This is a genomic window from Roseibium sp. R5 (assembly GCF_055755305.1).
The window spans coordinates 348,289-373,055 of the sequence record NZ_CM146910.1; the positions used below are offsets into that span (position 1 = coordinate 348,289).

Here is a 24,767-nt window from a genome sequence, read left to right on the forward strand (position 1 = left end):
AAATGACAGAAACATCTTACAATCTGCTTGTTCTCGCCTTTCCGGTGCTGGTTCCGCTGACACTTGCAGCGATCACAGCAATCCTCTGGCGCAATATTCAGGCCCAGCGCGTTGTCGCGATTGCCGGCCTTGGCGTTATCGTGGTCTGCTCGGTCCTGCTCACGATGGCCGTGCTCCGCTACGACATCCTTGCCGTTGAATTCGGCTCGTGGGCCGTGCCATTTGGCATCTCCTTTGTGGCAGACCGCTTCGCAGCGGCTCTGGTCATGATCACGGGTGTTCTCGCATTCTGCGTTGGCATCTTCAGCCTTCGGGATATGCGCCAGATCCACATGCGTGCAGGTTTCTACCCGCTCTTCTTCGGCATGGTCGCCGGGGTGAACGGGGCGTTCCTGACCGGAGACCTGTTCAATCTCTATGTCTGGTTCGAGGTGATGCTCATTACGTCACTCGGCCTGCTGGTGATTGGCCGCACGAAAGCGCAGATCGACGGCGCGATTAAATACGCGCTGCTGAACCTTCTCGGCACGGTCTTGTTCCTAATGGCCATCGGCTTGCTCTATGGGGCCGCCGGCACGTTGGCATTCGCAGACCTTGCGCGGGTCCTGCCAACGCTTGAGCCGACACCCGGCCTCGTTGGAGCAGCGATCCTGTTCTTGTGTGCCTTTGGCATCAAGGCTGGCGTGTTTCCGCTGTTCTTCTGGCTTCCGGCCAGCTACCACACGGCACCGTTCACAATTTCCGCGATCTTTGCAGGTCTCCTGACCAAGGTCGGCGTCTACGCGGCATTCCGCGTGTTCACGCTGCTTTTCACGGTGGAGGAATCCGGGATCCGCGAAATCGTCGCCGTTGTTGCAGCGCTCACCATGGTGACCGGGGTGTTCGGAGCCGCAGTCCAGTGGAACATCCGCCGGATCCTGTCGTTCCACATCATCTCGCAGATCGGCTATATCCTGATGGGCCTTGCGATCGCCACACCTTTGGCCATCGCAGGTGCGGTGTTCTACATCGTTCACCACATCATCGTAAAAGCCAATTTGTTCCTGCTGGCCGGTGCCATTCGTCAGGCGAGCGGGACGGACGACCTGAAGAAATCTGGCGGCCTCCTGAAAAGCCACCCGTGGCTGGCGGTGCTCTTTTTAATTCCCGCCCTGTCGCTGGCAGGGTTGCCGCCGCTGTCGGGTTTCTGGGCCAAGTTCCTCGTCGTTGACGCCTCGTTTAAAGGCGACATGGCGTGGCTAGCAGCCGTTGCCCTGTTTACCGGTCTGTTGACGCTCTACTCAATGACAAAGATCTGGATGGAAGCGTTCTGGAAAGCACCGGGCATCGAGCGTTCTCAAACGCGTCCGGTCCCTGTCCTGATGGTCGCTCCAATCGCCGTTCTGGGTGCGATTACGCTCACAATTGGCTTTTACGCCGAACCGTTCGTTCAGTTCGCGGAGAAAGCCTCCATCACACTCACGCAACCGGATGTCTACATCGCCGCCTTCTTCGGTGAAGAGACCCAGGTTGGTGAAGCTGCTCTTGAAAGGATCGACCAGTGATTAGCCTTCTAAAGCGTTTGGGCGCCTTCGGCCTTCTGTGCGGCGTCTTTATCATCGAGCTGGTAAAAGCCTCAGTGGACGTGACGGTCGCCGTCTTGTCCAACAAGCAGAAATTGAAGCCGGCCATTGTTGCGGTCCCGCTCGACCTGCGGACAGACATGGGGATCACCACCCTTGCAAACATCGTGAGCCTGACGCCGGGAACCACCTCGCTGCACATCTCAGATGATCGCAAGACGCTCTATGTCCATGTCTTGGACCGGGAAAGCGACGAGGACGTGATCCGTTCCATCAAAGACACGTTTGAAACCCGCGTTCGGGCTGTCGAGGGACCGGCTCCCAGCGAAACTATAACCAAGAAAGGAGCCGTCGCATGAACACTGAAAGCATTCTGGGTATTTCTGAGACCCTCAACACGGTTCTTGTGCTGTTGATCATCGGCGCTTTCGCGCTCACAGCCCTGCGCCTGATGAAGGGCCCGAGCTATGCGGACCGGTTTGTCGCCATTGATATGCTGACGGGTCTGGCCGTGGCCGCCTGTGCCTTGACCGCGCTGACAACCGGCCGGTCCGAATTCCTCGATGTGGCATTTGCGCTGGCCCTGATCGCTTTTGTCGCAACGGCAGCATTTGCAGCTTTCCTGGAACGCAAGGTCGCTGTCACCGATGACCGCTTCCGGGACAAAGGCAAACAAAAAGCCAGCAAAGCCCCGCAGCAGGAGGCATCGTGATGGTTGATCTTATTGCCCTTTTGGTGAAATTCGTTGGCGTTGGCTTCTTGCTGATCGCAACGATCGGATTGCTGCGCTTTGACGATCCTTTCCAGCGGATGCACGCCGCAACGAAAGCAGGCACGCTGGGTGCTGGTTTGGTCCTGATCGGGACCATGCTCAGCAAATCCAGCTTGGATTCAACGATGATGGGCGGCATGACCCTGTTGTTCCTGATCCTGACGATTCCCGTCGCAAGTCATTTGCTGGCACGGGCGGCATACCTGTCCGGCGCTGAGCTGGCCGGGATCGGAGATGCGGACAATGCCTTGCGTGACGTTTTGAAAAGGCCAGAGCAGCCGATTGAAAAGCAGGCTGAACGCTTGGATCTTCAAGGGATGGCGGCTGAGGCAGACATCGCAACAGAAGTGCCGGTGTCTGCGGATCCTGTGCTCTGCGATGCTGAAAAATCGGGTTTCGTATCCCTCAAGGATGTGGTTGCGCCTGAACGCGTCCGCTTTGCAGCAGTTGGCGATGCCGCGCCGAAACTCGCGCGCCGCGCGGCAGAATTTGCGGCACGCACTGACCTTCCGCTCATCGCTGTTGTCGCTGTCGACACTGGATATGTGGATGCAACAGACAACAGCACCGAGACGATGCGGCTGATCCGCGACAAGGTCGGTCATTGGCTGCCTGATCTGCGCTCGCTCTCAGACGATCTCGGCGTTTCAGTGGAGCTCGTCTACGAGGAAGGTGATGCGGCTGCATCAATGGCCGGTGTCGGCGACGTGCGTGAGTTTTTGGTTCTGCCAACGGACGGATGGGCGGATCATGGTGTCGGCGTTGCAACCCCCCATGCCACCAAGCAACCTGACGGATTGCTGCGTGTTGCCAGCATGCACCCTGGGCCGACGCTTTACGCGGTCGATGTCCCCAGAGCCGGTCCCGTCACCGTGTTGTTCGATGGGTCTTATGATGTCTGGCGTGCACTTGATCTGGCGCTCGTAGAACGGCTTTGGACGGCCACAGAACTCCGGGTTTTCGGGTACGTTGATGCCGCCAGCCGGGCGGAAATTGAGCAACGTGCTGCCGATGCCAACACACCGGTTGTCTTCGCAGACCCGGAACTGACCGCACCGGATGATGCCTTGTTGCCGGAACAAATGGTCTCTGATGCTGTCGCGGTGATCCTTCCGGACCTTCCAAGACCTTTGCGGACCCGTTGGTACGGAACCTTCTGGCAGGACAAGATCTCGCCAAATTGGCGGGGAGACGTTCTGGTTTGGACCTAGCCCAAGGCGGTCCTTGGCATTAGGATGCTCAACGTTCTTGAAAAACATCAAGGGGATGGCGGCAGCGCCATCCCTGTTCTTTAGCTGGACCCCATATGCCATCTGACGCACCTTCGGAAAATCAAAAGAAAACCGGCACAGCCGGACCGGGTGCAAAAAAACTGAGATCCTGGCCGTTGGTGTGGCGGCTGCCGGTGGCCATGGCTTCGGTGGTTATGCTGTTTGCGGTTGTTCTGACCATTTTTGGTTTGCAAGAGCTGGAACGCCGGGAAGCCCAGCTCCGCATCGAAGTTGGCGGGGCATTTCTCGACACCTTGGCCGGGTTGATCACACCAGTGATTGTCACCGGTGGTCCGTTATCGGAAATTGAAGGCTTGCTGTCGGCCTCTGCCCGGTTCAAACCCTCTTTGCGCAACGAAGCTGTTGCCGTCTGTTGCCTGGCGGACGGCTCCATTTTAATCACGTCCTCTTACCCGGAGGATCCCGCAAATGGCGCCAAACCGCGAACAACCGAGCTTGCACTTGAAGACTGGCTCAACGCCAATCGCAGTCTGCCGCCAAACGAAGCCGCAATCCAAATTGTCGATGAGACAAGCAAACAACTGATCGTACAGTCTTTTCCCGGAGGCGATGGCTCAACGATCTTGCTTGGTGCGGCCTTTGATCTCGAATGGCAACGCGCCGAGCAAGAAGAACGGCGCCGTGTCGCTCTTGCCGTGGATGTCGCGTTTTCTGTCCTCGCGGCGATCCTGACGTTTTTTATCGCGCAATACAGCCTGCGCCCCATTGATGACCTCACCAAGGCTCTCGACGACGATTCTTACGATGCAAATACTGAGATTGATCCAGTGTCCGCGAACACGGAAATCGGCCGTCTGCAAAATGCACTGAGAACCCGGGCCGAGCTTCAGGCACGAGCTGACGCGATCGCAAAAACTGAAAACAAACATGCGCGGGAGGCAACGCTGGCGCGCCTTGCAGCAGGGCTCGCGCATGAGGTGCGCAATCCACTTGCCGGAATGAGCGCGGCCACATCGACATTGCGCCGCTTCGGAGATGACAAAGCTGTGCGGGAACAGACGATTGACCTGATTGACCGGGGCCTGCAAAGCATTGATCATGTGGCGGCCAGTATGTTGTCGACCTACAGGCCACCGGAAGGCAACAGAGATCTCAAGCCCGACGATCTCAATGACTTGCGGACATTGATCAACCCGAAAGTGCGCGCCAAACAGGTGGACTTGAGTTTTAAATCGGAGCTCGCGGAAACCTACCCTGCCAGCGCGGAAGCCGTGCGTCAGATCGTGCTCAACTTGCTCTTGAATGCCATAGACGCCACTCCGGTTGGCAGTTCCGTTGCCTTTGAGTCCAGGCTGATCGAAGAGCAACTCACCATCAAGGTCTCCGACAGCGGCCCTGGTCTTCCTGGAGAAGCCCTGAATGTCCTGACCGGCGGAACCACTCCGGAGAAGCCACAAACGCGGCGCCTTGGGCTATGGCTGGTTCATCAACTGATTGATGATGTGAATGGCCGGCTGGCGATTTCAACACGCCCGCAAAGCGGCACGGTAATCACCATCACCATTCCAAAACGCACCGACGAGGCGGAAAATGTCTGAGCTGATTTTGCTGGTGGAAGACGATCCGGTCCTTGGCCCCTCCTTGCAACAACGGCTGGTGCTGGAAGGGTTTTCTGTCGTTCATGCCACCACACTGGCAGCCGCCCGCGAGTTTCTTGGCAAACGGGTTCCGAGCTTTGTTTTGTCGGACATTCGGTTGCCGGACGGGTCCGGTGCTGATTTGCTGCAGGAGGTGCTCAGCCAGCACGGCGCGGTGCCGATTGTCTATATGACGGCCTATGGCTCTGTCGATCAGGCCGTGGAACTCGTTCGCGATGGCGCCAGGGATTACCTTGCCAAACCCTTCAACTTGGATGAGCTTGTCAGCCGCATTCAGGAGCTTCTGCTTCGCCCGCTTACCCCGCAACTGGATGACCCGTTTTCAACCTTTGGACTTTCGGCTTCCATGCGCGGCGTGCGATCCATGCTGGATCGCCTGGCGGGGATTGATTTACCCGTTTTGCTGATTGGAGAAACCGGCACCGGCAAGGAAATCGCAGCACGGTATCTGCACGCCAAGAACGCGGCACAATCGCGCCCCTTCGAAGCTGTGAACTGCGGGCAACTCTCACCCGAGCTGGCAGATTCGACGCTCTTCGGGCACGAGAAAGGCGCCTTCACAAGCGCACATGACAGGCGGATCGGCGTTTTGGAAAGTGTTGGCGAAGGGACGCTTCTTCTTGACGAAATCGGTGACACCGGACCGGAACTTCAATTGAAGCTTTTGCGCGTGTTGCAGGAGCGGCAGTTCAGGCGGCTGGGCGCAACACAGGATCTTGCCTTCAAAGGCCGGCTGGTGTGCGCAACGAACCGTGATCTGGAGGAGGCGGTCAGAGACGGCGTGTTCCGAGAGGATCTCCTGTTTCGCATCAACGTTGTGACGATCCGCATTCCGCCTTTGCGCGAGCGTCTGGAAGAAGTGGCGCCGCTCCTCACAGCCTTTGCCGCAAACGCTGCGCAGCGCATGGGAATTGCTCCCAAAACGGCCACAGCTGCCGCCGTGTCAGCGGCTGAGCAGCATGATTGGCCCGGGAACGTTCGCGAACTCCGGAATCGTGTGGAACGCGCCGTTGCACTGGCGGGCGGCGCTGAGCTGACGCCAATCGATTTGTTTCCGGAAAACACCGCGCACATCCTCCAGCCTGCAGCCCAGACATCCGGCGACCCAAAGTCTGGCCTGCCACACAGTTCTATTGGGTTCCCCTCTTTGGCTGAAGTTCGGGATCAGGCAGAGCGCACCCACATTTTGCGGGCCCTGGATGAAACCGATGGCCGGTTACAGGACGCCGCCAAGCTTTTGGATATCTCACGCACAACCCTTTGGGAACGCATGCGCCGCCACGGCATCGACCGGTCGATAGAGAGCTAGGCAGGACCAGTTTGTTGAACTGACTGGAGATTTTTGCAAAACGGCTTCGTTTGCGCTCAAACGATATCAATACGTTAGTTCAGCGTTTGCAAACTGTTTCCCCCAAAAATTCTGCGAGGTTTAGATGCCTCTTCTACAGCAGAATGACATTCTTTTCGCGCACAAGGCTTTGGGGCTTGTGCCCGACCTTTCGGCTGCAACACGTCGGGTCGCCGCGGCAATCATCGATCATTTCAACAAGCGGACCGGTCAGTGTGACCCCAGCATTGGGAGGCTCATGAAGCTTCTGAAAATCAGCCGCGCAGCTGTGATCAGGGCGACAAACGAGCTCGACGAGTTGGGTTTGATCGAAAAGAAAAGCCATGGCGGCAAATCTCACCGAACAGCTTACTCGCCCAATTGGCCAGTGTTTAGAGCTTTTGTTGACGATTGGGACGCTGGAATGAAGTCTGGAGAAGGGCCTGAGCACAATCTGAAAATGGTCTCAGATTTGAGACCTCCAAAGTCTCAGTCTTGCGACCTTGGGCGTCTCAGAAATGAGACCCAAACCCATCGAAAGAACCCTTCCAAGAAACCCATCGAACACTGCCGTGTTGATAAGCCTGGGACAAGCAATCCCGACCTGAGCAGGACGAAAGACCCCAAGGGGCTTTTGAAAAAGAAACAAAAGGAAACCAAGCAGTTCATATCAATACCACCTCAAGGAAGACAGTCTCTCACGCGTTCTGAAGTTTCCAGAGATAAGGCGCAACAACGCTGGGAAGGAGACATCATGAAGCAGCGGGAACCACAAAAGGTGGCAATTGTAGAATGGCTGACGGCGGACCGGATGGACAAGGTCACAGACGCAGAGATTGACCAACCTGGTGGTGGCTTAGCGTTTATTCTAGGCGAGATGAAAGAAGCGTTAGGTCGTATCTAGTGGCGCGGGTCCTTTCGAGGCATCGTGAGGACCACGGGGTCATTCGCCACCGCGGGAAACTCGAGCACGCGGTGGCTGGCGATATGTCAGGATCATTGTCAGGGTCAGGTCGTTTTGCCCTTTAGTGCGGCAGGGGCAGTTAAACTTGCTGCGTCTTAAGGGGGCCGATTACGGTCTTTGTGCACTACAGACTTGTTCACGGTTACAGGGTTCAAATACACCCAGTGTTTTCGTAACCGGACTGTTGTTTTCCCTCCGCCGCCCAAATTGAACCGCGGCGAATGATTTCGGTGACCTGCGGCACTTTCAAGTCGTCCAGCTCGTGGCCGATGGAGCAGTAAAACACCCGGCCCTTGTCCCAGCGGCGTTTCCAGACTACCGGGATCACCGTGCCTTCGATCCACCACAGGTGCTCCCCGGAGAACGTCGTGGTCGCCAGGACCTCGTTGGAGGGATCGACGAGCATGTAATACTGTTCGGAGGTTAGCCGGAAACTCTTGATGCCCTTCACGATCGGATCGTCGGGACGGCAGATCGTGACATCATAATCGATGTAGTCTTCCTTCGGCTGCAAGTTGTCCGGCCAGCCAGGGGGGTGCGCCACGAACTGGCCGCCGGTCAGAAAGTGATAGGTCGGCCGGTCCCGGAACGCATCGCCCATATGGCCGTGCCAGCCGGCGATACCGCATCCATCGCCGATGAGTTTTAAAAGCCCGTCTTCCTGGGGCTTGGTCATGTTGCCGAATTCTTCCTTGTGGCCCGAACGGGCGGACGACCAGATCGGCGTGATCAAATCGAGATCTTGAAGGTCTTCAGGCCGTTCCAGCGGTTCCATCGTGTCGTAGACGTCAACGGCAAAGCCGTTTTTCTGGAGCAAATCCTGATACCAGTCGCTGAAATGGGTCGGTGCATGGCCTTCCCAGCCGCCGACGAACAGTGCCGCTTTCATGACAATTCCCTTTTGACGAATCCATAAATGGAGGCCATGTCCCGGGCGTCGTATCCGGCCTCGCCTGCCGCTAACAGAACGGATCGGTTCAAGTCGGCCTGGGGCATGGCGACGCCCAAGGATCGGGCGAGATCGAGAGCCAGGCCGACATCCTTCCGGGCGAGCGCAACAGTGAAAGTCACGTCATGGGCCGCCTCATCCAGATAGAGCCCCTTGCGGTAGTGAATGACCGGGGCGGCGGCGGCGGAGTTTTCAATGACCTCGTAGGCGGTTTCCGACGCAATCCCGGCGGATGTCATGAGCGCCAGGGCTTCGGACAGGGTCTGGTTAAGCCCATGGATCAGCATGTTCACGCCGAGCTTCATGGCAGCCCCTTTACCCGGTCCGCCAAGCCAGATCGTGCGTTTACCAAGCGTAGCGAACACCGATTCCAATTCTGGCGCATACGCCGCTCCTGATCCCGCCATGATCAGAAGTTGTGCATCCTCGGCAGCCTTTGTGGCACCAGACACAGGTGCGTCCACGAAGCGCTTGCCACATCCGGAAGCGGCCTTAAACAAGCGGTTTGCCGTCGGCACGGAGACCGTCCCCATCTCCACCAGAACCGTGGACCCGGCGGTGGCCAGCAAAAGGCCGCTGTCCGGATCGAAATAAACGTCCTCCACTGCGCTGTCGTCGGCGAGCATGGAGATAACCACGTCGCACTTTTCGGCGAGATCGCGGGGTGAAGCGGCACGTTTCGCCCCATGATCCCGCGCAAAAACGTCGGCCTTGGAGGCCGTTCGGTTCCAGACACGCATTTCGTGTCCGGCCACGACTAGATTAGCCGCCATGCGCGCGCCCATCCGGCCCAGCCCCGCAAACCCGATCTTCATCAAGCAGCCTTGTCGGGAGTGATGCCGGAGATGGCCTGGATCAGGTTGTCTTCGGTGACCTCGTCCGAGGTGAAGGTGCGGATGATCTCGCCGGAATACATGGCAACGATCCGGTCGCTGACATGCAAGACCTCTGGCATTTCGGAGCTGATCACGATTACTGCATAGCCGTGTCCCGCAAGCTCGCGGATCAGATTGTGGATCTCGGACTTGCTGCCGACATCGATGCCGCGGGTGGGCTCGTCCACGATCAGCACATTCGGATGCATGGACAACCATTTGCCGATGACGATCTTCTGCTGGTTGCCACCGGACAGGTTGCCGACTGTCTGCTTCCAGCCGGGCGTGCGGATGTCCAGCCGGTCCCGGTACTGGTCGAAAATCGCCACTTCCGCGCCCTCGGCAACAAAAGGTCCGGCCTTCAGATCGTCCACCTGCGGCAAGGTCATGTTGTCCCGGCAGTTCATGCCAAGCACGAGACCCTGGCCCTTGCGGTCTTCCGGCACCAGGGAAATGCCCTTGGAGATCGCATCGGCCGGGGAATGGATCCGGGTTTCCTGGCCATCCAGAAGGATCTTTCCGGCGCTTGGTTCGCGCAAACCGAACAGGGTCTCGGCAATCTCAGTGCGTCCGGCCCCAACAAGGCCATAAAACCCAACAACCTCACCGCGCCTGACCTCAAAACTGATGTCCCGGTAGAGTTTGCCGCAGGAGAGGCCTTTGACCTCAAGGGCGGTGTCGCCAAGTTCGTTGTGATTGACATTCCGGCTCAAATCGAGGCTGCGCCCGATCATCAGCTGCGTGATTTCGTCCTCATTGGTCTCCGCCGTCACCAGGGTGCCCCGGTAGGAGCCATCACGCAGCACGCTGATCCGGTCGGTGATCTTGAAGATCTCTTCCATGCGGTGGGAAATGTAGATGATGCCGACACCATGGTCCTTCAGATCCGCAATCACATCGAACAGCACAACCTTTTCCGCATCGGTCAGCGAAGCTGTCGGCTCATCGAAGATCACTGCCTTAGCATCGACGGTCAGCGCCCGGGCAATCTCAACCATCTGCTGGTTCGCGATGGACAAGTCACCGACACGCGTTTTGGCGTTGAAACCGACCTTCAGCTTGCTCAGGATCTCATCGGTCTGGGCGTAGAGTTTTTGCCAGTCGACCAGGCCAAATCGTTTTTTCGGCAGTTCGCCCAGATAGATATTCTCGGCAACGGTCAATTCGGAGGCAAGGCTCAGTTCTTGGTGAATGAACACGATGCCCTTGGACTTGGCGTCGAGCGGCGAGGCCATGCGGACCGGTTGCTCGCTGACGATGATCTTGCCTTCGTCCGGCTGGTGCAAACCGCCCAGGACCTTCATCAAGGTCGATTTTCCAGCGCCATTCTCGCCCATCAGGGCATGAACTTCGCCCGGCAGGACCTCCAGTGAGACGCCGTCGAGAGCGCGCACGCCCGGAAAGGTTTTAACGATGTTTTCAAGCCGCAAGGCCGGTGGCGACTGGCTCATACCCGCAGCTCCTGCTTACCTTTGAGGTTGAGTTGGCGGTCAAGGAACAGAACCGCGATCAGGATCAGGCCGATGACCAGGTTTACGGTCTCGGTGTCGGCGCCGATATGGCCAAGACCCTTGCGCAAAAGCTGGATCGCAATCACCCCGCCGAGCGTGGAAATGATCGAGCCGGACCCGCCGGTCAGCTTGGTGCCGCCGAGCACAACGGCTGTGATCGCCCACAGCTCGTAAAGCTGGCCGTCATTCGGGTTCACGGATCCCGATTCGGAGTAGAAGACCACGGCAGACAACGCAGCCAGAAAACCGATCAGCATGAAATTGATCAGGAAGTGCGGGCCAACGCGGATCCCGGCATTCACCGCCGCCTCCCGGTTGTCACCGATGGCATAGGCGTTCCGGCCATGCACTGTGCGATTCATGATAAACCACACGACAGCAACCGTGCCGAGCAAGAACCAGGCTGCCGTTGGAAGGCCCAAAAACTGCGCTTCAGCAAAGTCGACTAGCGTCCAGTTGAGATGGGATGTCGGCTGTTCGCCATTATACATGAACACCAGGCCGCGGTAGCCAAGCATGGCGCCGAGCGTGACGATGAAAGCGTCCACCCCGGTCTTCCAGACAATCAGTCCGTTGATCGCCCCCAAGGCCACACCGGTCAGCAGAGCCATTCCCCAGGCAACGGGAATGACCCAATCGCCAAGGCCGGCAAAAATCGGCCAGGTCATGCTGTCCAGCATGACAACAGCTGCCAATGCAAAGATCGCGCCGACACTCAGGTCGATGTTGCCGTTGATCATGATCACTGTCATGCCGACGGCAATGATCCCGATGGGCGCAGACTGCTTCAAAAGCAGCAGCATGTTGTCGAGATCCATGAAAGCCGTGTCGCTGAGTGACAGGTATTTGCCCGCGACGGAAAAAAACACCAGCTGCAGGACGATGAAGCCCCAGATCGCGCCGCGTTTCAAAAAGGTGCTGAGAGTTCCCGGTTCCATTGTTCTCTCCCTCACGCGATCGGCGACCAGAGCTTGCCGCGCTTGGCTGCGATATCCAGCCAAACCGCAAGAATGATGATGACCCAAGTGACGACGTATTGGGCGTAGAACTGCAAGCCCACCAGCAAAAGTCCGTTCTGGATAAAGCCAAGGATCAGCACGCCAATCACGGTCTTGAAGATCGTGCCCGACCCGCCAAGGAGCGAGGCACCGCCGAGGATGACCGCAGCCAGCACCTCAAGCTCGAGCCCCTGGCCGACCGTGTTCTGACTGCCGAGCGACCGGCTGGCTTGCAACAGGCCGGCGGTGGCAACGCAAAAGGCCGATAGCAGGTAACAGGTGAAAACCACACGCGCCCGCCGGATGCCGGAAAAGGTCGCGGCCGTGCCGTTGCCGCCAACCGCATAGACCTTGCGGCCGAACGGTGTCTTGGCGAGCAAAATGCCAAGCACAGAGGCAAGGAAGGCGAACAGCAGGATCGGCACGGGAATGCCGAGAACATCCGATTGGCCAAAGACGCTGAACCAGGTGCCTTCCTTGTCGGCAATGTCCATGTTCTTGCCGCCCGAATAGGTCAGCGTCAGGCCATGGATCGCCGACAACATGCCAAGCGTGACGATCAGCGAATTGAGTTTGAGGTAACCGACGAGAAAGCCGATAAACGCCCCGAGGCACAGCACCATCGCATACATGCCCGGGATCGCCATAGCTGGACCAATTTTGTCGTGAAGATCCAGAACCACGATGGTAGCAAACGACATCATGGAGCCAACCGAAAGATCCAGGTTTCCACTGATTACCACGAAGGTAACGCCGAGCGCCATAACACCCAAAATCGCCGATGACCGGACAACGCCCATGATGTTTTCAGGGTCCAGAAACCGCTCGTTGGCGAGGGTGAACCCAATCATAAAAACAGCAAACGCCACGAGGATACCTTGCCGCGCCAGCAAACGCCCGGCGCCTGCAAGGTTGAAGGAAGTCATTCCGCTCTCCCTGTGTCCGCTGCTGCGGACCTCTGTTTTGTCGGTTACATCCGCCAACAGATCCTCCCTAACCTGTTGTTTTATCTCAAACCAGTGTCATACCACCGTCGATCATAACAATCTGCCCGGTCATGTAGTCGCTGTCTTTTGAAGCAAGAAAATTGGTTGTCCCGGTGATGTCTTCAGGTTTTGCCACACGGCCCTTGAGGATTTCGGCTGAAAACTCTTCCATGGCCTGTCCGGGCCGGTCGGAGGCGCCAATTTCCATAAGATCTTGGTCGACCTGCTCCCACATTTCGGTGGCAACAACGCCGGGTGCAAATCCGGTCACGGTAATGTTGTGCGGAGCCAGATCGCGCGCGCCGGACTGGGTTAGGGAAACTACCGCCCATTTCGAAGCGCAGTAGGGCGCAACGTTGCCAAAACCCTGGCGGCTGGCGATTGAGGCCGTATTGACGATCTTACCGCCGGTGCCTTGCGCAATCATTTGTTTGGCAGCCTCTTGCATACCGATCATGCAGCCTAGGCCGTTGACACCCATAATGAAATTCCAGTTGTCCTCGGTCACATCCAGAAAGTTCATAGGCTTGTTGACGCCGGCATTGTTGAACTTGACGTCCAGCTTGCCAAAGATGGAAACTGCTTTTTCAATCATGTCCCGGACCTGCCGACGGTTGGTCACGTCGACTTTCGCCCATGTGACCTTGGCGCCGTTGGCGTTGCTGAGATTGCGGCTCTCGGATGCAGCGCGTTCGGCCTGGTCTCCGTTTATATCGGCGAAACAAACATCGGCGCCTTCTCTGACCAATGCCTCGCCGATTGCGCGGCCAATACCCCGCGCAGCACCGGTCACGATGCAAGAACGCCCGGACAAGCGGCCCATGATCTCCTCCCAGAGAAAGTGTTTTGTTTTTATTGAATACAGGGCGCGGTGTTACCGCGCCCTGTGAGAGGTGTCCGGGTCTTAGAAGACCGGCTTGTCGAACTCAGCCATATTGTCCTGAGTGATCTTCGGTGTGTCGAAGTAGTTCAGGAATGGGACTTCTTCGCCATTGAGGACCGCAACGGCTGTTTTGAGCGCAGCCTTGGCGTCGTCAACGGGGGACTGATAGATCGACCCCCAGTACTCACCGCGCTCCATGGCCTCATAGCCAACCGCGAAATTGGTTGCGCCGACAAAGATGATGCCTTCACGGCCGGCCGCCTTGGCAGCGTTAAGCGCGCCAACGCCCATATTGTCATCGCCGGCGTAGACACCATCGATGTCGTCGTACTTGACGAGAAAGGCTTCCATCACTTTTTGCGACTTCTCGCGGTTCCAGTCGCCAGGCTGCTTGTCGATCTGGGTCACATTCGGGCAGACTTCCGGCAAGCGGTCGTCAAAGCCCTTGGCGCGCTCGATGGCAGTCGTATAGCCCGGCTGACCCGTAATGTGCACGACCTGAGCTTCGTTCTCGATGCCCATTTCCTTGAATTTATCGCACATGATCTCGGCGGAGCGCTTGCCCTGGGTGATGTTGTCCGGGCCGGAGAACGACTTGACGAAATCAAAACCCTGCTCGGCGATGTTTGAGTTGGTTACAATGACCGGGATCCCGGCCTTATGCGCCTTTCGAACGGCAGGGATGACAGCCTCGCCGTTGGTCGGCCAGATGATGATGGCATCCACCTCTTGCTGAATAAGGTCTTCCATCTGCGCTATTTGACGCGCGACGTCGCCGCCGGCGTCCAGGACGACGGTTTCAACGTCTGCATTCGCATCGGCGGCCTCGATGAACGCTTTTTCATAAGTGGTCTGGTAGCTGTCGACACCGACGTTGTTCTGCGTGATGCCGATCTTCATCGTTTCGGCTGATGCGGCTCCGGCAAACGCCATACCCGCAGCGGCTGTTGACGCGATCAGTAGGGCGCGAAGAGATTGTGTCATACCCGTTATTCCTCCCTTGAGTGTGATATTTTTATGCCGGTGCAGCTCTCCTCCAGAGCCGCGCCGCTGGTGTGGCGGTGGCATTTAACTAACGGTGCCCGGCCTTCCCTTGCGTCGCGCCCCAAAAATTATCCAATATGAACATAAAAATATTCAATCTGGATATTTCTCTCATTTTGCCAGGTTGGGCTCTCACAGAAGCTTATGGGGAAGATCAATGTCGATCCAAAAAATATCCGATTTGGAGAAATCTGGCCGTGGTTCTGGATCCGCAAAATCCTGGAGCAATCCGATGAACCACCATCATGGAGAACTGGTTACGGAGCGGCAAACCCTTACGCCCCAAGCTAAGACTGAGATTCTGCAAGTTCTAAGTTTCTTGCAGAATTTCGAGGATGAACTTGACGGCTTGCTCGAGGTCACCGCGCCCAATCCATATGTAAAAATGTCCGCCTATCTCGTCAAACGCCATCTGGAAGCAAAGGCAGTGACACCGACATCGCTTATCGGCGCATCGGGCGTTCCCTATGCGACAGCAACACGGCGGATGAAAGAAATGATCGTCTCAGGATTGATCGAGCAACGTCCCCGAACCGCCAGTGGAAAGAGCTTCTCCCTACATCCGAGTGCCGAGATGCTGGAGGCTTGGACGCAGTTCAGCAATCGGGTCCGGCGGCTAGCAGGCCAAAGCTTCGGCTCAATAGAGCCCCGCTCAGAAACCCAAGACTATTATTTTGGCGGATCCTATTTGGCTGCGCAAACGATTCAGCCACCTCAAGTCTTGCTAGAACCACTTAAACTCACCGGTGGGCTTAAAGTCCTGGTGCATGGCGATCCGACTTTCATGGTGATGCACGGATTAAAGCGCCAATTCGAGCAGGTAATAGGCTGTCCGATTCAGCAGCGGGCTTTTTCCATTGACCGTCTTCATGAAGAGGCCGTGAAAAACGCACAGCGGCCGGCGAGCCGGTACGACCTCATCGCCATCGACCTGCCTTGGGTCGGCGAGTTTGCGGAAAACGGCTACTTGCTGCCGCTTGACGACATTCTGGACACCGAACGGCTGAATCCGAGCGATTTTCATACCGCCGGATGGCAAAGCGCACATTGGGGCGACCGGTCCTATGGCGTGCCCTCCCAAACGACCCCAGAACTGCTGTTTTACCGCAAGGACCTATTCGCGGAGGCGGGTCTTGAGCCACCGCATACGATCGCAAAGCTGCTGAAAGCGGCCGAAGAACTGCATCAGCCGTCGCAAGGGCGCTACGGCATCGCCTGGAATGCCGCCAGGGGCACGGCCCTCGGCCACACCTTCATCATGACTTGTGCGGATTTTGGCCAGCCGGTGCTTGATCTGCCCAAGCAGGCCGGCGGATTCGATGCGTCGCAGCTGTCAAAAGGCGATTACCGGCCGATGATCGATACGCCGCGCGGACTGGAAGCGGCAGAATATCTCATGGCCCTGCTGCAGTATTCGCCGCCGGACATCCTGTCGATGTCCTGGTACGAACGCGTGCGTCCGTTTGCCAATGGTAAGGTCGCCATGGCTTATGGCTACACGCTCCTGGCCCCCTACTTTGAACAAAATCCATCCTGTGCCGCCTTCGGCAATGTCGGCTACCTACCGCATCCGGCCGGGCCCAAAGCTAACCCGGTAGCGCCCGTTGGAGGCTATCTGCTCGGTATTCCGGCAAATATTCCGCCGGAGCGGCTGGACGCGGCGGTCGAGGCACTCATCGTCTTCACATCGCCGGAAGCCCAAAAGCTTTATGTCGAACATGGGAGCCGGACGAACCCACGCTATTCGGTCGGGGCCGACCCGGAAGTCCGGCGCCTTTCACCGATCTTCGAAGCGGTCGATGGCATGTCATGGCGGGACGAACTTCAGTTCTGGCCACGGCCGCCAGTCCCGGAAATCAATCAAATCATCCAAATCTGCGGAGAGGAATGCCATGACATGCTGCGCGGCGTTCAGTCTCCAAAAACAGCCTTAAGGGCAGCACAAGACCGCGCCGATCAGGTCATGAGGGACGCGGGAAAACTTTAACGGGAGGAATTCATGGACCCCAATCGCTTGAAGGGAAAGAACATCCTGATCACCGGCGCCGCCCGCGGTATGGGCGAGGCCAACGCCAAGGCCTTCGCGGCCCAGGGCGCCAATGTCTGCGTGGGTGATCTGGATGGAGCCACCGCGGGTGAGGTGGCAGACGCCATCAATGGTGCGGGCAACGGCAAGGCGATTGCGGTGAAAATGGATGTCACCAAGCGGGCCGACAACGCAGCGGCCGTGGCCGCAACGGTTGACGCGTTCGGATCGATTAATGTGGGCCTGTTCAACGCCGGCCTCAACAAGCCCCGGTTCTTCATGGACATTGATGAAGACAACTGGGACATGATCATGAACGTCAACACCAAGGCGATGTGGTTGGGCATGCAGGAAACAGCCCGCCAGATGATCGTGCAGGGTCCGATGCCGGATCACCCCTACAAGCTGATCAATGTCGGAAGTATCGCCAGCCGCAAGCCGCTCGTGGATGTCACTGTCTACTGCACCTCCAAATATGGCTGCCTCGCGCTGACGGAATGCGGCGCACTTGGCCTCGCGGAACACAACATCACCGTGAACGGTTACGCGCCCGGCGTGGTGGTTACCCCGCTCTGGGAACAGCTGGACAAGGACCTAGTCGACATCGGTTTCAAAGAGCGCGAAGGCCAGGCCTACGAAGACATCGTGGAAAGCAATCTGGTCATCAAGCGCGTGTCCTATCCCGACGACATCACCGGAACCGCGTCGTTCCTGGCCAGTGACGACAGCGATTACATGACCGGTCAGATGATCTCCATCGATGGCGGCTGGGTGACCAAGTAAGCCCGCGCCGATGACAATTTTCACCTTAGAACGGGTGCGCCTGTCCGCACCCGACAGGAGCCTTTTATGACCCGCGCCCTGATGCCCAACATGCTCACGCCGCAAGACCTGGAACCCAATTGGGAATGGCGTGACCGCCTCCCTGCCTGGGGCCATACCTCCGTCGACTTCGAGCGCCGTGTCGACCATGACCGCCTGCGCCGCTACCGGCTGGCACGGACACGGCAGTCCTTGCAGAACTCCAATGCGGGCTCGCTGTTGCTGTTTGACGTCAACAACATCCGCTACGTTTCGGCCACCAAGATCGGCGAGTGGGAACGGGACAAGATGTGCCGCTTTTGTCTGCTGACCGGCGATGACAGTCCCTATGTCTGGGATTTCGGGTCGGCCGCGGTCCATCACCAGCGCTATTCCGACTGGCTGGAGCCCGATCACTGTCTGGCCGGCGTCGTCGGCATGCGTGGCACCATTCCGCCTGAGTTTGGCCTGATGCGCAAATACGCCAAAATGATCGCCCAACTGATCAAGGATGCGGGCATGGCCGACATGCCGGTGGGGGTCGATTACGCCGAGACCGCCATGTTCCATGCCCTGCAAGAAGAGGGCATCAAGGTCGTGGACGGACAGCAGATCATGCTGGCAGCACGCGAGATCAAGAACTGGGACGAAATCCAGCTCCTGACCCAGGCCGCATCCATGGTCGATGGCGTCTACCACATGATCTACGAGGAGCTGAAGCCGGGCGTGCGGGAGAACGACATCGTCGCCCTGTCAAACAAGCTGCTCTACGAAATGGGCTCGGACGACGTCGAGGCAATCAACGCCATCTCCGGCGAACGTTGCAATCCGCATCCGCACAACTTTACCGACCGTCTGATCCGGCCGGGTGATCAGTGCTTCTTCGACATTCTGCAGTCCTATCAGGGTTACCGGACCTGCTACTACCGCACATTCAACGTGGGCCGCGCGACGCCCGCGCAGAACGACGCTTACGTCAAGGCGCGGGAGTGGATCGATGCGTCCATCGCGATGATCAAGCCCGGCGTGACCACCGACAAGGTGGCTGAAGTCTGGCCCACTGCCAAAAGCCTCGGCTTTCCGAACGAGGACGCAGCCTTTGGTCTGCAATTCGGTCACGGGCTCGGCTTGGCCTTGCACGAACGGCCGATCATTTCCCGCGCGGTATCGCTCGAGCATCCGATGGAGATCAAGACCGGCATGGTCTTTGCGCTGGAGACCTATTGCCCGGCGGCCGACGGCTATTCCGCAGCGCGGATCGAGGAGGAGGTCGTCGTGACCGAAACCGGGTGCGAGGTGATCTCGCTCTTCCCGGCCGAGGAGCTGCCGATCGCCAACCGTTACTAACCGCAAGAAACTGCGGCACGCCGTCCGCTGTAATCGCGGGCGGCACACAGGGAGGAGACAAGCCCGTGTCCGACACGCGCACGCACAACACTGAAGACTACCTTCGCATGTACAAGCAGATGGTCCGGATCCGGGCCTTCGAGGACAATGCGAACCAGCTGTATCTGTCCGCCAAGATGCCTGGCCTGACCCACATGTATTCCGGCCAGGAGGCCGTCGCCGTCGGCATCTGCGAGGCGCTGACGGACGAGGATCGCATTACCTCGACCCACCGGGGACACGGCCACTGTGTCGCCAAGGGTGCCGAGTTCAGGGCCATGTTCTGCGAGCTTTTGGGCAAGGCGGAAGGCTACTGCCGGGGTAAGGGCGGCTCGATGCATATTGCCGACCAGTCCCACGGGAACCTGGGTGCCAACGCTATCGTGGGCGGGTCAATGGGCATCGCCACCGGCGCGGCACTGTCCGCAAAACACCTTGGCCAGGATTTCGTGACCGTGTGTTTCTTCGGCGACGGCGCGACCGCGCAGGGTCTGTGGTACGAGGTCATGAACATGGCCGCGCTCTGGAAACTGCCGGTCATTTATGCCTGCGAAAACAACGGCTACAGCGAATATACCAAGACAGAGGAAATCGCTGCAGGGTCCCTGACCGCCCGCGCTGAAGCTTTCGGTATCGAAGCTTTTGAGGTCGATGGCCAGGATGTTCTGGCCGTCAACGACCTGACGACGCAGCTTGTCGAGCGCTGCCGGAAGGGGGAAGGCCCGTTTTTCATCGAGCTGAAGACCTACCGCTATCACGGCCACCATGTCGGTGACATCAATCGCGACTACTACCGCTCCAAGGACGAGGAAGCGGAGTGGAAGACTGTCCGTGATCCGATCACCAATTTCGGCAAATGGCTGGAAGACGAGAAGATCCTGTCCGCCGATGAGCTGGTCACCATCAACAACGAAATCAAGGCCGAGGCCGAAGCGGCGGTCGAGTATGCCCTCAACGCGCCCTATCCGGACACATCCGAGGTCGACCTGCACGTGTTTGCCGGTGTGGATCACGCGCTTGACTATCTGGGAGGAGCCCGAGGATGACCCGTGAAATAACCTTTTCAAAGGCGGTCAACGAGGCGATCGCAGAAGAAATGCGCCGCGACCCGACGGTCTTTCTAATCGGGGAGGACGTGGCCGAGGCGGGAACGCCGTTTAAAGTGTTGTCCGGCCTGGTCGAGGAGTTTGGAACGGACCGGGTGATCGACACGCCGATCTCGGAGCCGGGCTTCATGGGCATGGCCGTCGGGGCGGCGATGACTGGATCCCGGCCCATCGTCGACCTGATGTTCGGTGACTTCATCTATCTCGTCATGGACCAGCTCTGCAATCAGGCGGCCAAGACCCATTACATGTCCGGCGGAAAGCTGAAGGTTCCGCTGGTCCTGCGCACCAACATGGGCGCGACCCGGCGATCCGCAGCCCAGCACAGCCAGTCGCTCCAGGCCATCGTTGCCCATATTCCGGGGCTGAAAGTCGCCATGCCCTCCTCGGCCTATGAGGCGAAAGGGCTTTTGAAGACGGCGATCCGGGACGACAACCCGGTCGTGATTTTCGAAGACAAGCTGATGTATCAGGATAAGGCTCTTGTTCCGGAAGAGGAGTACCTGATCCCCTTTGGCCAGGCGAATGTGAAGCGCGAAGGCCGCGACATCACGCTGGTGGCGACGTCCTCGATGGTGCAGGTGGCCGAAGAAGCCGCTGATGCGCTGGCCAAGGACGGGATCAGCGCTGAAATCATCGACCCGCGTACCATCGTTCCGCTGGATGAAGAAACGATCCTGAACTCGGTGCGCAAGACATCGCGGGCCATCGTCATCGATGAAGGCCACCAGAGCTACGGCGTGACGGCGGAAATCGCCGCGCGGATCAGTGAAAAGGCCTTCTATCACCTGGATGCGCCGGTCATCCGCATGGGGGCCATGGATGTGCCGGTGCCGTTCTCGCCGGCGCTGGAAGACTTGACCGTGCCCACTGCAGCCGGCGTTGCGGACAATGCGCGCAAGATTTGCCGCGGGGAGCTGCTCCATGCCGCATGACGTGATCATGCCCGCACTTGGGATGGCACAAGATACCGGCCTTCTGCTCGCGTGGCACAAGAAGCCGGGCGACGAAGTTGCCGAGGGCGATGTGCTGTTTGAGGTGGAAACCGACAAGGCCTCGATGGAGGTCGAGGCCCAGGCGGCCGGATATCTGACCGATGTCAGCGCCGAGCCGGGGAGCGATGTGCCGGTGGGGCAAACCATTGCGCTGATTTCGGAAAACCCGAAAGGAAACGGTAGCAAATCATCCGCACCTCCGCCGTCTGAACCGACCGGCAACGGCATGGCCGCCGATTCTCCGGCACAAGACAGCGCCGACATTGATGGCAAGCAGGTGATCATGCCGGCGCTGGGTATGGCGCAGGACACCGGGCTCATCATCTCCTGGGCCAAGGCTGCAGGCGATGCAGTGTCTGCCGATGATGTGCTTTTGGAAGTCGAGACCGACAAAAGCGCCATGGAGGTGCCCGCCGGGTTCGACGGGTATGTTGCTGCGATCCTTGCCGAAGCGGGTGAGAACGTGCCCGTCGGGGATGTGATTGCGGTCATCTCAGCCGAAAAACCCGATGCGCCGGTCACCCGCTCCGCGAAATCAGGCACACTAGAGCCCGCTGCGGGTTCTACATCGCCTGAAATCGCTACAGACTCTGAAACGGCTTCACCAGCGAAAACACAAAAGACGCCTTCGCCCGAAAAGGCGGTGCCAGTGGCGCCCCCTGCAGCATCGGGCGGCAAGATCCTGGCTTCACCCAAGGCAAAGCGCCTTGCAAAGGAACAAGGGCTCGATCTTGATCGGCTTGCGCGCGCGGGCACACCGCAGCCGTTCCACGTGGCGGACCTGGAAACGCTGAAATCCCTGCCTGAAGAGACCGCACCGGCAACCGCCACGCAGGCCGCAACCCGCCGCATCGTCGCCGAGGTGAGCGGTTCGGCTCTTTCAGATTTCGTCGATTGGCTGTCACGCGAACTCGGCCAGAAAGTCCAGCGGGAGGCCGTCCTTGCGGGGTTCGCCGCGTCCGCCCTGCGAACCACGGGGCAAAGGGATACCATTGGCGTTCAAACCGAAGTGCGGGGGCTGGTCCGGGCTTATCAGGACCCGGATCTGGCAGGCCTTGGCCGTTCTGAACCTTTGGACGACTTAGGCGCGCCGTCTCTTGTTGTGCGCGATCTCAGCGGCACTCCGGTCACGTCAGTCCAGCTTGGCGCAGAAGCCACCCCGGTTCTGAGCGTATCCGGCACCGGCAGCACGCTGACCATCACCTGCGAGTGTCCCGGCGATACCGTGTCCGCCGGGACCGCGCTTGCTCTTGTCACTGGATTTGCGGAGCGGGTCGGCGATCCCCTCCGCCAGCTTCTTTAAGGAACGAAAGGCGCTCCCCATGGACTATGCCGTTCAAGACTTCACCGATCTCTACATTGACGGAAAATGGCGGTCCGGCGCATCCGGCGACCGCTTCGACGTGATCAACCCGGCCACCGAAGAAGTGCTGGCAAGCGTCGCTTCCGCCGAACTGGCGGATGCCGATGCCGCGCTCAATGCCGCCGAGGACGCTTTTGCGGACTGGGCCGCGCGCACGCCGCGCGAGCGCTCAGAGGTGCTGCGCAAGGCGTGGGAGCTGATGACGGCCCGGCTCGACGAGTTTGCCAAGCTGATTACGTTGGAAAACGGGAAGGCAGGTAACGACGCCCGCGGCGAGGCAACCTATGCGGCCGAGTTCTTCCGCTGGTTTGCCGAGGAAGCCGTGCGTGCCGATGGCCTGATCACCCACGCGCCCTCGTCTGGTGCGCGGATCATGGTACAGCACAAACCGGCCGGCATCGCTGTTCTGGTGACGCCCTGGAATTATCCTGCGGCAATGGGCACCCGGAAAATCGCGCCCGCTCTGGCCGCAGGCTGCCCGGTGATCATCAAGCCGGCCGGCGAAACACCGCTGACCATGCTGGCCCTGATGCCGCTTCTGGAAGAAGCCGGTGTTCCCAAGGGCCTCGTGAACGTGCTGCCGACAAAGCACTCCGGCAAGCTGGTCGACCATCTTCTGCATGATCCGCGCGTGCGCGTTGTCTCTTTCACCGGGTCCACTGGTGTGGGCCGGAAACTGCTGCATTCCGCCGCCGACCAGGTCTTGAAACCGGCGATGGAGCTTGGTGGCAATGCCCCGCTCATCGTGTTTGACGATGCTGATCTCGATACTGCGGTGGAAGGCGCGATGCTCGCCAAGATGCGGAACCTTGGCGAGGCCTGCACTGCCGCCAACCGGTTCTATGTCCATGAATGCGTGGCTGACGCCTTTTCAGAGAAATTCACCGCTGCCATGGCGAAACTGAAGCTCGGCAACGGATTGGAGCCGGACGTGGATGTGGGCCCGCTGGTCAACCGAGATACCCAGCAAAAGGTTGCCCAATTCGTTCAGGACGCGGTCGAAAAGGGGGCGAAGATCACACTCGGAGGGACAATCCCGGACGGCAAGGGGTTCTTCTATCCGCCAACTGTCATGACCGATGTGCCGGAAACCGCGGACTGCGTGCATGACGAGATTTTCGGCCCGGTTGCGGCGCTGCAGACCTTTTCAGATACCAAGGATGTCATCCGGCGCGCCAATGACACCGAGTACGGTCTGGTCGCCTATGTCTTTACGGAAGACATGAAACGCGGCCTGCAGGTCTGCGAAAAGCTCGACTACGGCATGGTCGGACTGAATCGCGGTCTGGTTTCAGACCCGGCAGCCCCGTTTGGTGGCACCAAGCAGTCCGGTCTCGGCCGCGAAGGTGGACATGAAGGCATGCTGGAATTCATGGAAACCCAGTACATCTCGGCTAGTTGGTAGGGAGGACGGCATGAATTACATCGCATCGCCGTCCGTCCGGTCTTATGCCGGCCGCAAGGGTGTTGATCTCGATGCAGTCGCTGCCGCGAGTGGACGGCGAAACCTTGCTAAGGAGGATGTAGACCAGCACCTCTCGGGTGACGTATCCGATACCGGTGTGTCGGCAGCTGTTGCTCATGGCAACAGGTACTGGGATGTAGACCACACGGCCCATGGCCCGGTGCGCGACGAACCGGTGAGCCGCATGGCCCAGGTCGCAGCGGACAACCTGTCCGCGGCCAATGCTCATATCCCCCAGGTCACGCACCATGACCGGGCCGACATCCGCAAAGTCGAAGCCTTCCGGGCGAAGCTGAAAGAAGAGGCGCTGGACTGGGGCATCAAGCTGACAACGCTCGCCTTCCATGTGAAGGCCCTGTCGACCTGCCTGAAGGCTTTCCCGAAATTCAACGCCTCGCTCAGCGCCGACGGCCAGACCCTGCACATGAAGACTTACGTCCATATCGGGATTGCCGTCGACACACCGGCGGGCCTAATGGTGCCTGTGGTACGCAATGCAGACCGTAAGGGTCTTTGGCAGATTGCCACCGACATCGCAGATCTGGCGGCGCGGGCGCAGGCCCGGAAGATCCGGCCGGAAGAAATGGGCGGCGCGTCCATGTCGATCTCCAATCTTGGCGGCATCGGGGGGACGGCTTTTACACCAATCGTCAACCCGCCGGAGGTGGCAATTCTCGGTATCACCCGCACCGAGACCATTCCTGTTTGGGAGAACGAATCTTTTGTACCGGTGCCCATGGTGCCGCTGGACCTCAGCTACGATCACCGGGTAATAAACGGCGCAGATGCGGCCCGGTTTTTAAAGCACTTTGCCGACATGCTCGCCGATCCGCGCCGTCTGCTGATTGGCTAGAGAGGAGAACA

22 protein-coding genes are annotated in these 24,767 nt (G+C 58.8%); 15 read left to right on the forward strand and 7 right to left on the reverse strand.

Annotation, left to right across the window (positions count from 1 at the left end; genetic code table 11):
* The first annotated feature begins 2 nt into the window (after positions 1-2).
* The 7 genes from AC0J4F_RS01625 (at position 3) to AC0J4F_RS01655 (ending at position 7,455) form a co-directional block, all read left to right on the forward strand.
* Positions 3-1,544 (forward strand): Na+/H+ antiporter subunit D, encoded by a 1,542-nt coding sequence (locus AC0J4F_RS01625; protein ID WP_008193634.1) that lies wholly within the window; start codon positions 3-5, stop codon positions 1,542-1,544.
* Positions 1,541-1,921, forward strand: coding sequence for a Na+/H+ antiporter subunit E (locus AC0J4F_RS01630; protein WP_473025227.1), 381 nt, complete (start codon positions 1,541-1,543; stop codon positions 1,919-1,921). Before AC0J4F_RS01625 ends, AC0J4F_RS01630 begins: the two co-directional genes overlap by 4 nt.
* Positions 1,918-2,274, forward strand: coding sequence for an MrpF/PhaF family protein (locus tag AC0J4F_RS01635; protein WP_473025228.1), 357 nt, complete (start codon positions 1,918-1,920; stop codon positions 2,272-2,274). The genes AC0J4F_RS01630 and AC0J4F_RS01635 overlap by 4 nt, the downstream gene beginning before the upstream one ends.
* Positions 2,274-3,545 carry a monovalent cation/H(+) antiporter subunit G gene (gene mnhG, locus AC0J4F_RS01640; protein WP_473025229.1) on the forward strand — a complete coding sequence of 424 codons (1,272 nt, stop codon included), beginning with the start codon at positions 2,274-2,276 and terminating at the stop codon, positions 3,543-3,545. Before AC0J4F_RS01635 ends, mnhG begins: the two co-directional genes overlap by 1 nt.
* Before the next feature lie 95 nt (positions 3,546-3,640).
* Positions 3,641-5,164 (forward strand): ATP-binding protein, encoded by a 1,524-nt coding sequence (locus tag AC0J4F_RS01645; protein WP_473025231.1) that lies wholly within the window; start codon positions 3,641-3,643, stop codon positions 5,162-5,164.
* Complete coding sequence (locus AC0J4F_RS01650; RefSeq protein WP_473025232.1) at positions 5,157-6,533, forward strand: sigma-54-dependent transcriptional regulator; 1,377 nt, start codon at positions 5,157-5,159, stop codon at positions 6,531-6,533. Before AC0J4F_RS01645 ends, AC0J4F_RS01650 begins: the two co-directional genes overlap by 8 nt.
* Positions 6,534-6,657: 124 nt before the next feature.
* Positions 6,658-7,455, forward strand: coding sequence for a helix-turn-helix domain-containing protein (locus AC0J4F_RS01655; RefSeq protein WP_133948689.1), 798 nt, complete (start codon positions 6,658-6,660; stop codon positions 7,453-7,455).
* Between the two features lie 211 nt (positions 7,456-7,666).
* On the opposite strand, the gene AC0J4F_RS01660 is transcribed toward AC0J4F_RS01655, so the two are convergent.
* The 7 genes from AC0J4F_RS01660 to AC0J4F_RS01690 form a co-directional block, all read right to left on the reverse strand.
* Positions 7,667-8,404 carry a ThuA domain-containing protein gene (locus tag AC0J4F_RS01660; protein WP_473025233.1) on the reverse strand — a complete coding sequence of 246 codons (738 nt, stop codon included), beginning with the start codon at positions 8,402-8,404 and terminating at the stop codon, positions 7,667-7,669.
* Positions 8,401-9,279 carry an NAD(P)-dependent oxidoreductase gene (locus AC0J4F_RS01665; RefSeq protein ID WP_473025234.1) on the reverse strand — a complete coding sequence of 293 codons (879 nt, stop codon included), beginning with the start codon at positions 9,277-9,279 and terminating at the stop codon, positions 8,401-8,403. The genes AC0J4F_RS01660 and AC0J4F_RS01665 overlap by 4 nt, the downstream gene beginning before the upstream one ends.
* The gene (locus AC0J4F_RS01670) at positions 9,279-10,790 is read right to left on the reverse strand and encodes a sugar ABC transporter ATP-binding protein (protein WP_473025235.1); all 1,512 of its coding nucleotides are present in this window, start codon (positions 10,788-10,790) and stop codon (positions 9,279-9,281) included. The genes AC0J4F_RS01665 and AC0J4F_RS01670 overlap by 1 nt, the downstream gene beginning before the upstream one ends.
* Entirely contained in the window at positions 10,787-11,788 is a 1,002-nt protein-coding gene (locus AC0J4F_RS01675; RefSeq protein ID WP_133948695.1) for an ABC transporter permease, read from the reverse strand. Before AC0J4F_RS01675 ends, AC0J4F_RS01670 begins: the two co-directional genes overlap by 4 nt.
* An 11-nt stretch (positions 11,789-11,799) precedes the next feature.
* Complete coding sequence (locus AC0J4F_RS01680; RefSeq protein ID WP_133948697.1) at positions 11,800-12,774, reverse strand: ABC transporter permease; 975 nt, start codon at positions 12,772-12,774, stop codon at positions 11,800-11,802.
* Positions 12,775-12,859: 85 nt separating this feature from the next.
* Positions 12,860-13,657, reverse strand: coding sequence for an SDR family oxidoreductase (locus AC0J4F_RS01685; protein WP_133948699.1), 798 nt, complete (start codon positions 13,655-13,657; stop codon positions 12,860-12,862).
* Positions 13,658-13,738: 81 nt separating this feature from the next.
* Positions 13,739-14,701 carry a sugar ABC transporter substrate-binding protein gene (locus AC0J4F_RS01690; protein ID WP_133948701.1) on the reverse strand — a complete coding sequence of 321 codons (963 nt, stop codon included), beginning with the start codon at positions 14,699-14,701 and terminating at the stop codon, positions 13,739-13,741.
* Positions 14,702-14,918: 217 nt separating this feature from the next.
* Here AC0J4F_RS01690 and AC0J4F_RS01695 point away from each other — a divergent pair, with 217 nt between their 5' ends.
* The 8 genes from AC0J4F_RS01695 (at position 14,919) to AC0J4F_RS01730 (ending at position 24,756) form a co-directional block, all read left to right on the forward strand.
* The gene (locus AC0J4F_RS01695; RefSeq protein ID WP_133948703.1) at positions 14,919-16,748 is read left to right on the forward strand and encodes an ABC transporter substrate-binding protein; all 1,830 of its coding nucleotides are present in this window, start codon (positions 14,919-14,921) and stop codon (positions 16,746-16,748) included.
* A gap of 12 nt (positions 16,749-16,760) precedes the next feature.
* A complete protein-coding gene (locus AC0J4F_RS01700; RefSeq protein ID WP_133948705.1) occupies positions 16,761-17,570 on the forward strand; it encodes an SDR family oxidoreductase in 810 nt (269 codons plus the stop codon).
* A gap of 66 nt (positions 17,571-17,636) precedes the next feature.
* Positions 17,637-18,935: a M24 family metallopeptidase gene (locus tag AC0J4F_RS01705; RefSeq protein WP_133948706.1), complete on the forward strand. Its 1,299-nt coding sequence runs from the start codon at positions 17,637-17,639 to the stop codon at positions 18,933-18,935.
* Between the two features lie 65 nt (positions 18,936-19,000).
* Positions 19,001-20,020, forward strand: a complete 1,020-nt coding sequence (locus AC0J4F_RS01710) for a thiamine pyrophosphate-dependent dehydrogenase E1 component subunit alpha (protein WP_473025238.1) — start codon at positions 19,001-19,003, stop codon at positions 20,018-20,020.
* A complete protein-coding gene (locus AC0J4F_RS01715; RefSeq protein ID WP_133948708.1) occupies positions 20,017-21,015 on the forward strand; it encodes an alpha-ketoacid dehydrogenase subunit beta in 999 nt (332 codons plus the stop codon). Before AC0J4F_RS01710 ends, AC0J4F_RS01715 begins: the two co-directional genes overlap by 4 nt.
* Positions 21,005-22,378 (forward strand): biotin/lipoyl-containing protein, encoded by a 1,374-nt coding sequence (locus AC0J4F_RS01720; protein WP_473025240.1) that lies wholly within the window; start codon positions 21,005-21,007, stop codon positions 22,376-22,378. The genes AC0J4F_RS01715 and AC0J4F_RS01720 overlap by 11 nt, the downstream gene beginning before the upstream one ends.
* 19 nt (positions 22,379-22,397) lie before the next feature.
* Positions 22,398-23,843 (forward strand): NAD-dependent succinate-semialdehyde dehydrogenase, encoded by a 1,446-nt coding sequence (locus tag AC0J4F_RS01725; RefSeq protein WP_133948712.1) that lies wholly within the window; start codon positions 22,398-22,400, stop codon positions 23,841-23,843.
* A 10-nt stretch (positions 23,844-23,853) separates the two neighbouring features.
* Positions 23,854-24,756, forward strand: a complete 903-nt coding sequence (locus AC0J4F_RS01730) for a 2-oxo acid dehydrogenase subunit E2 (protein WP_209002323.1) — start codon at positions 23,854-23,856, stop codon at positions 24,754-24,756.
* The last annotated feature ends 11 nt before the right edge of the window (positions 24,757-24,767 follow it).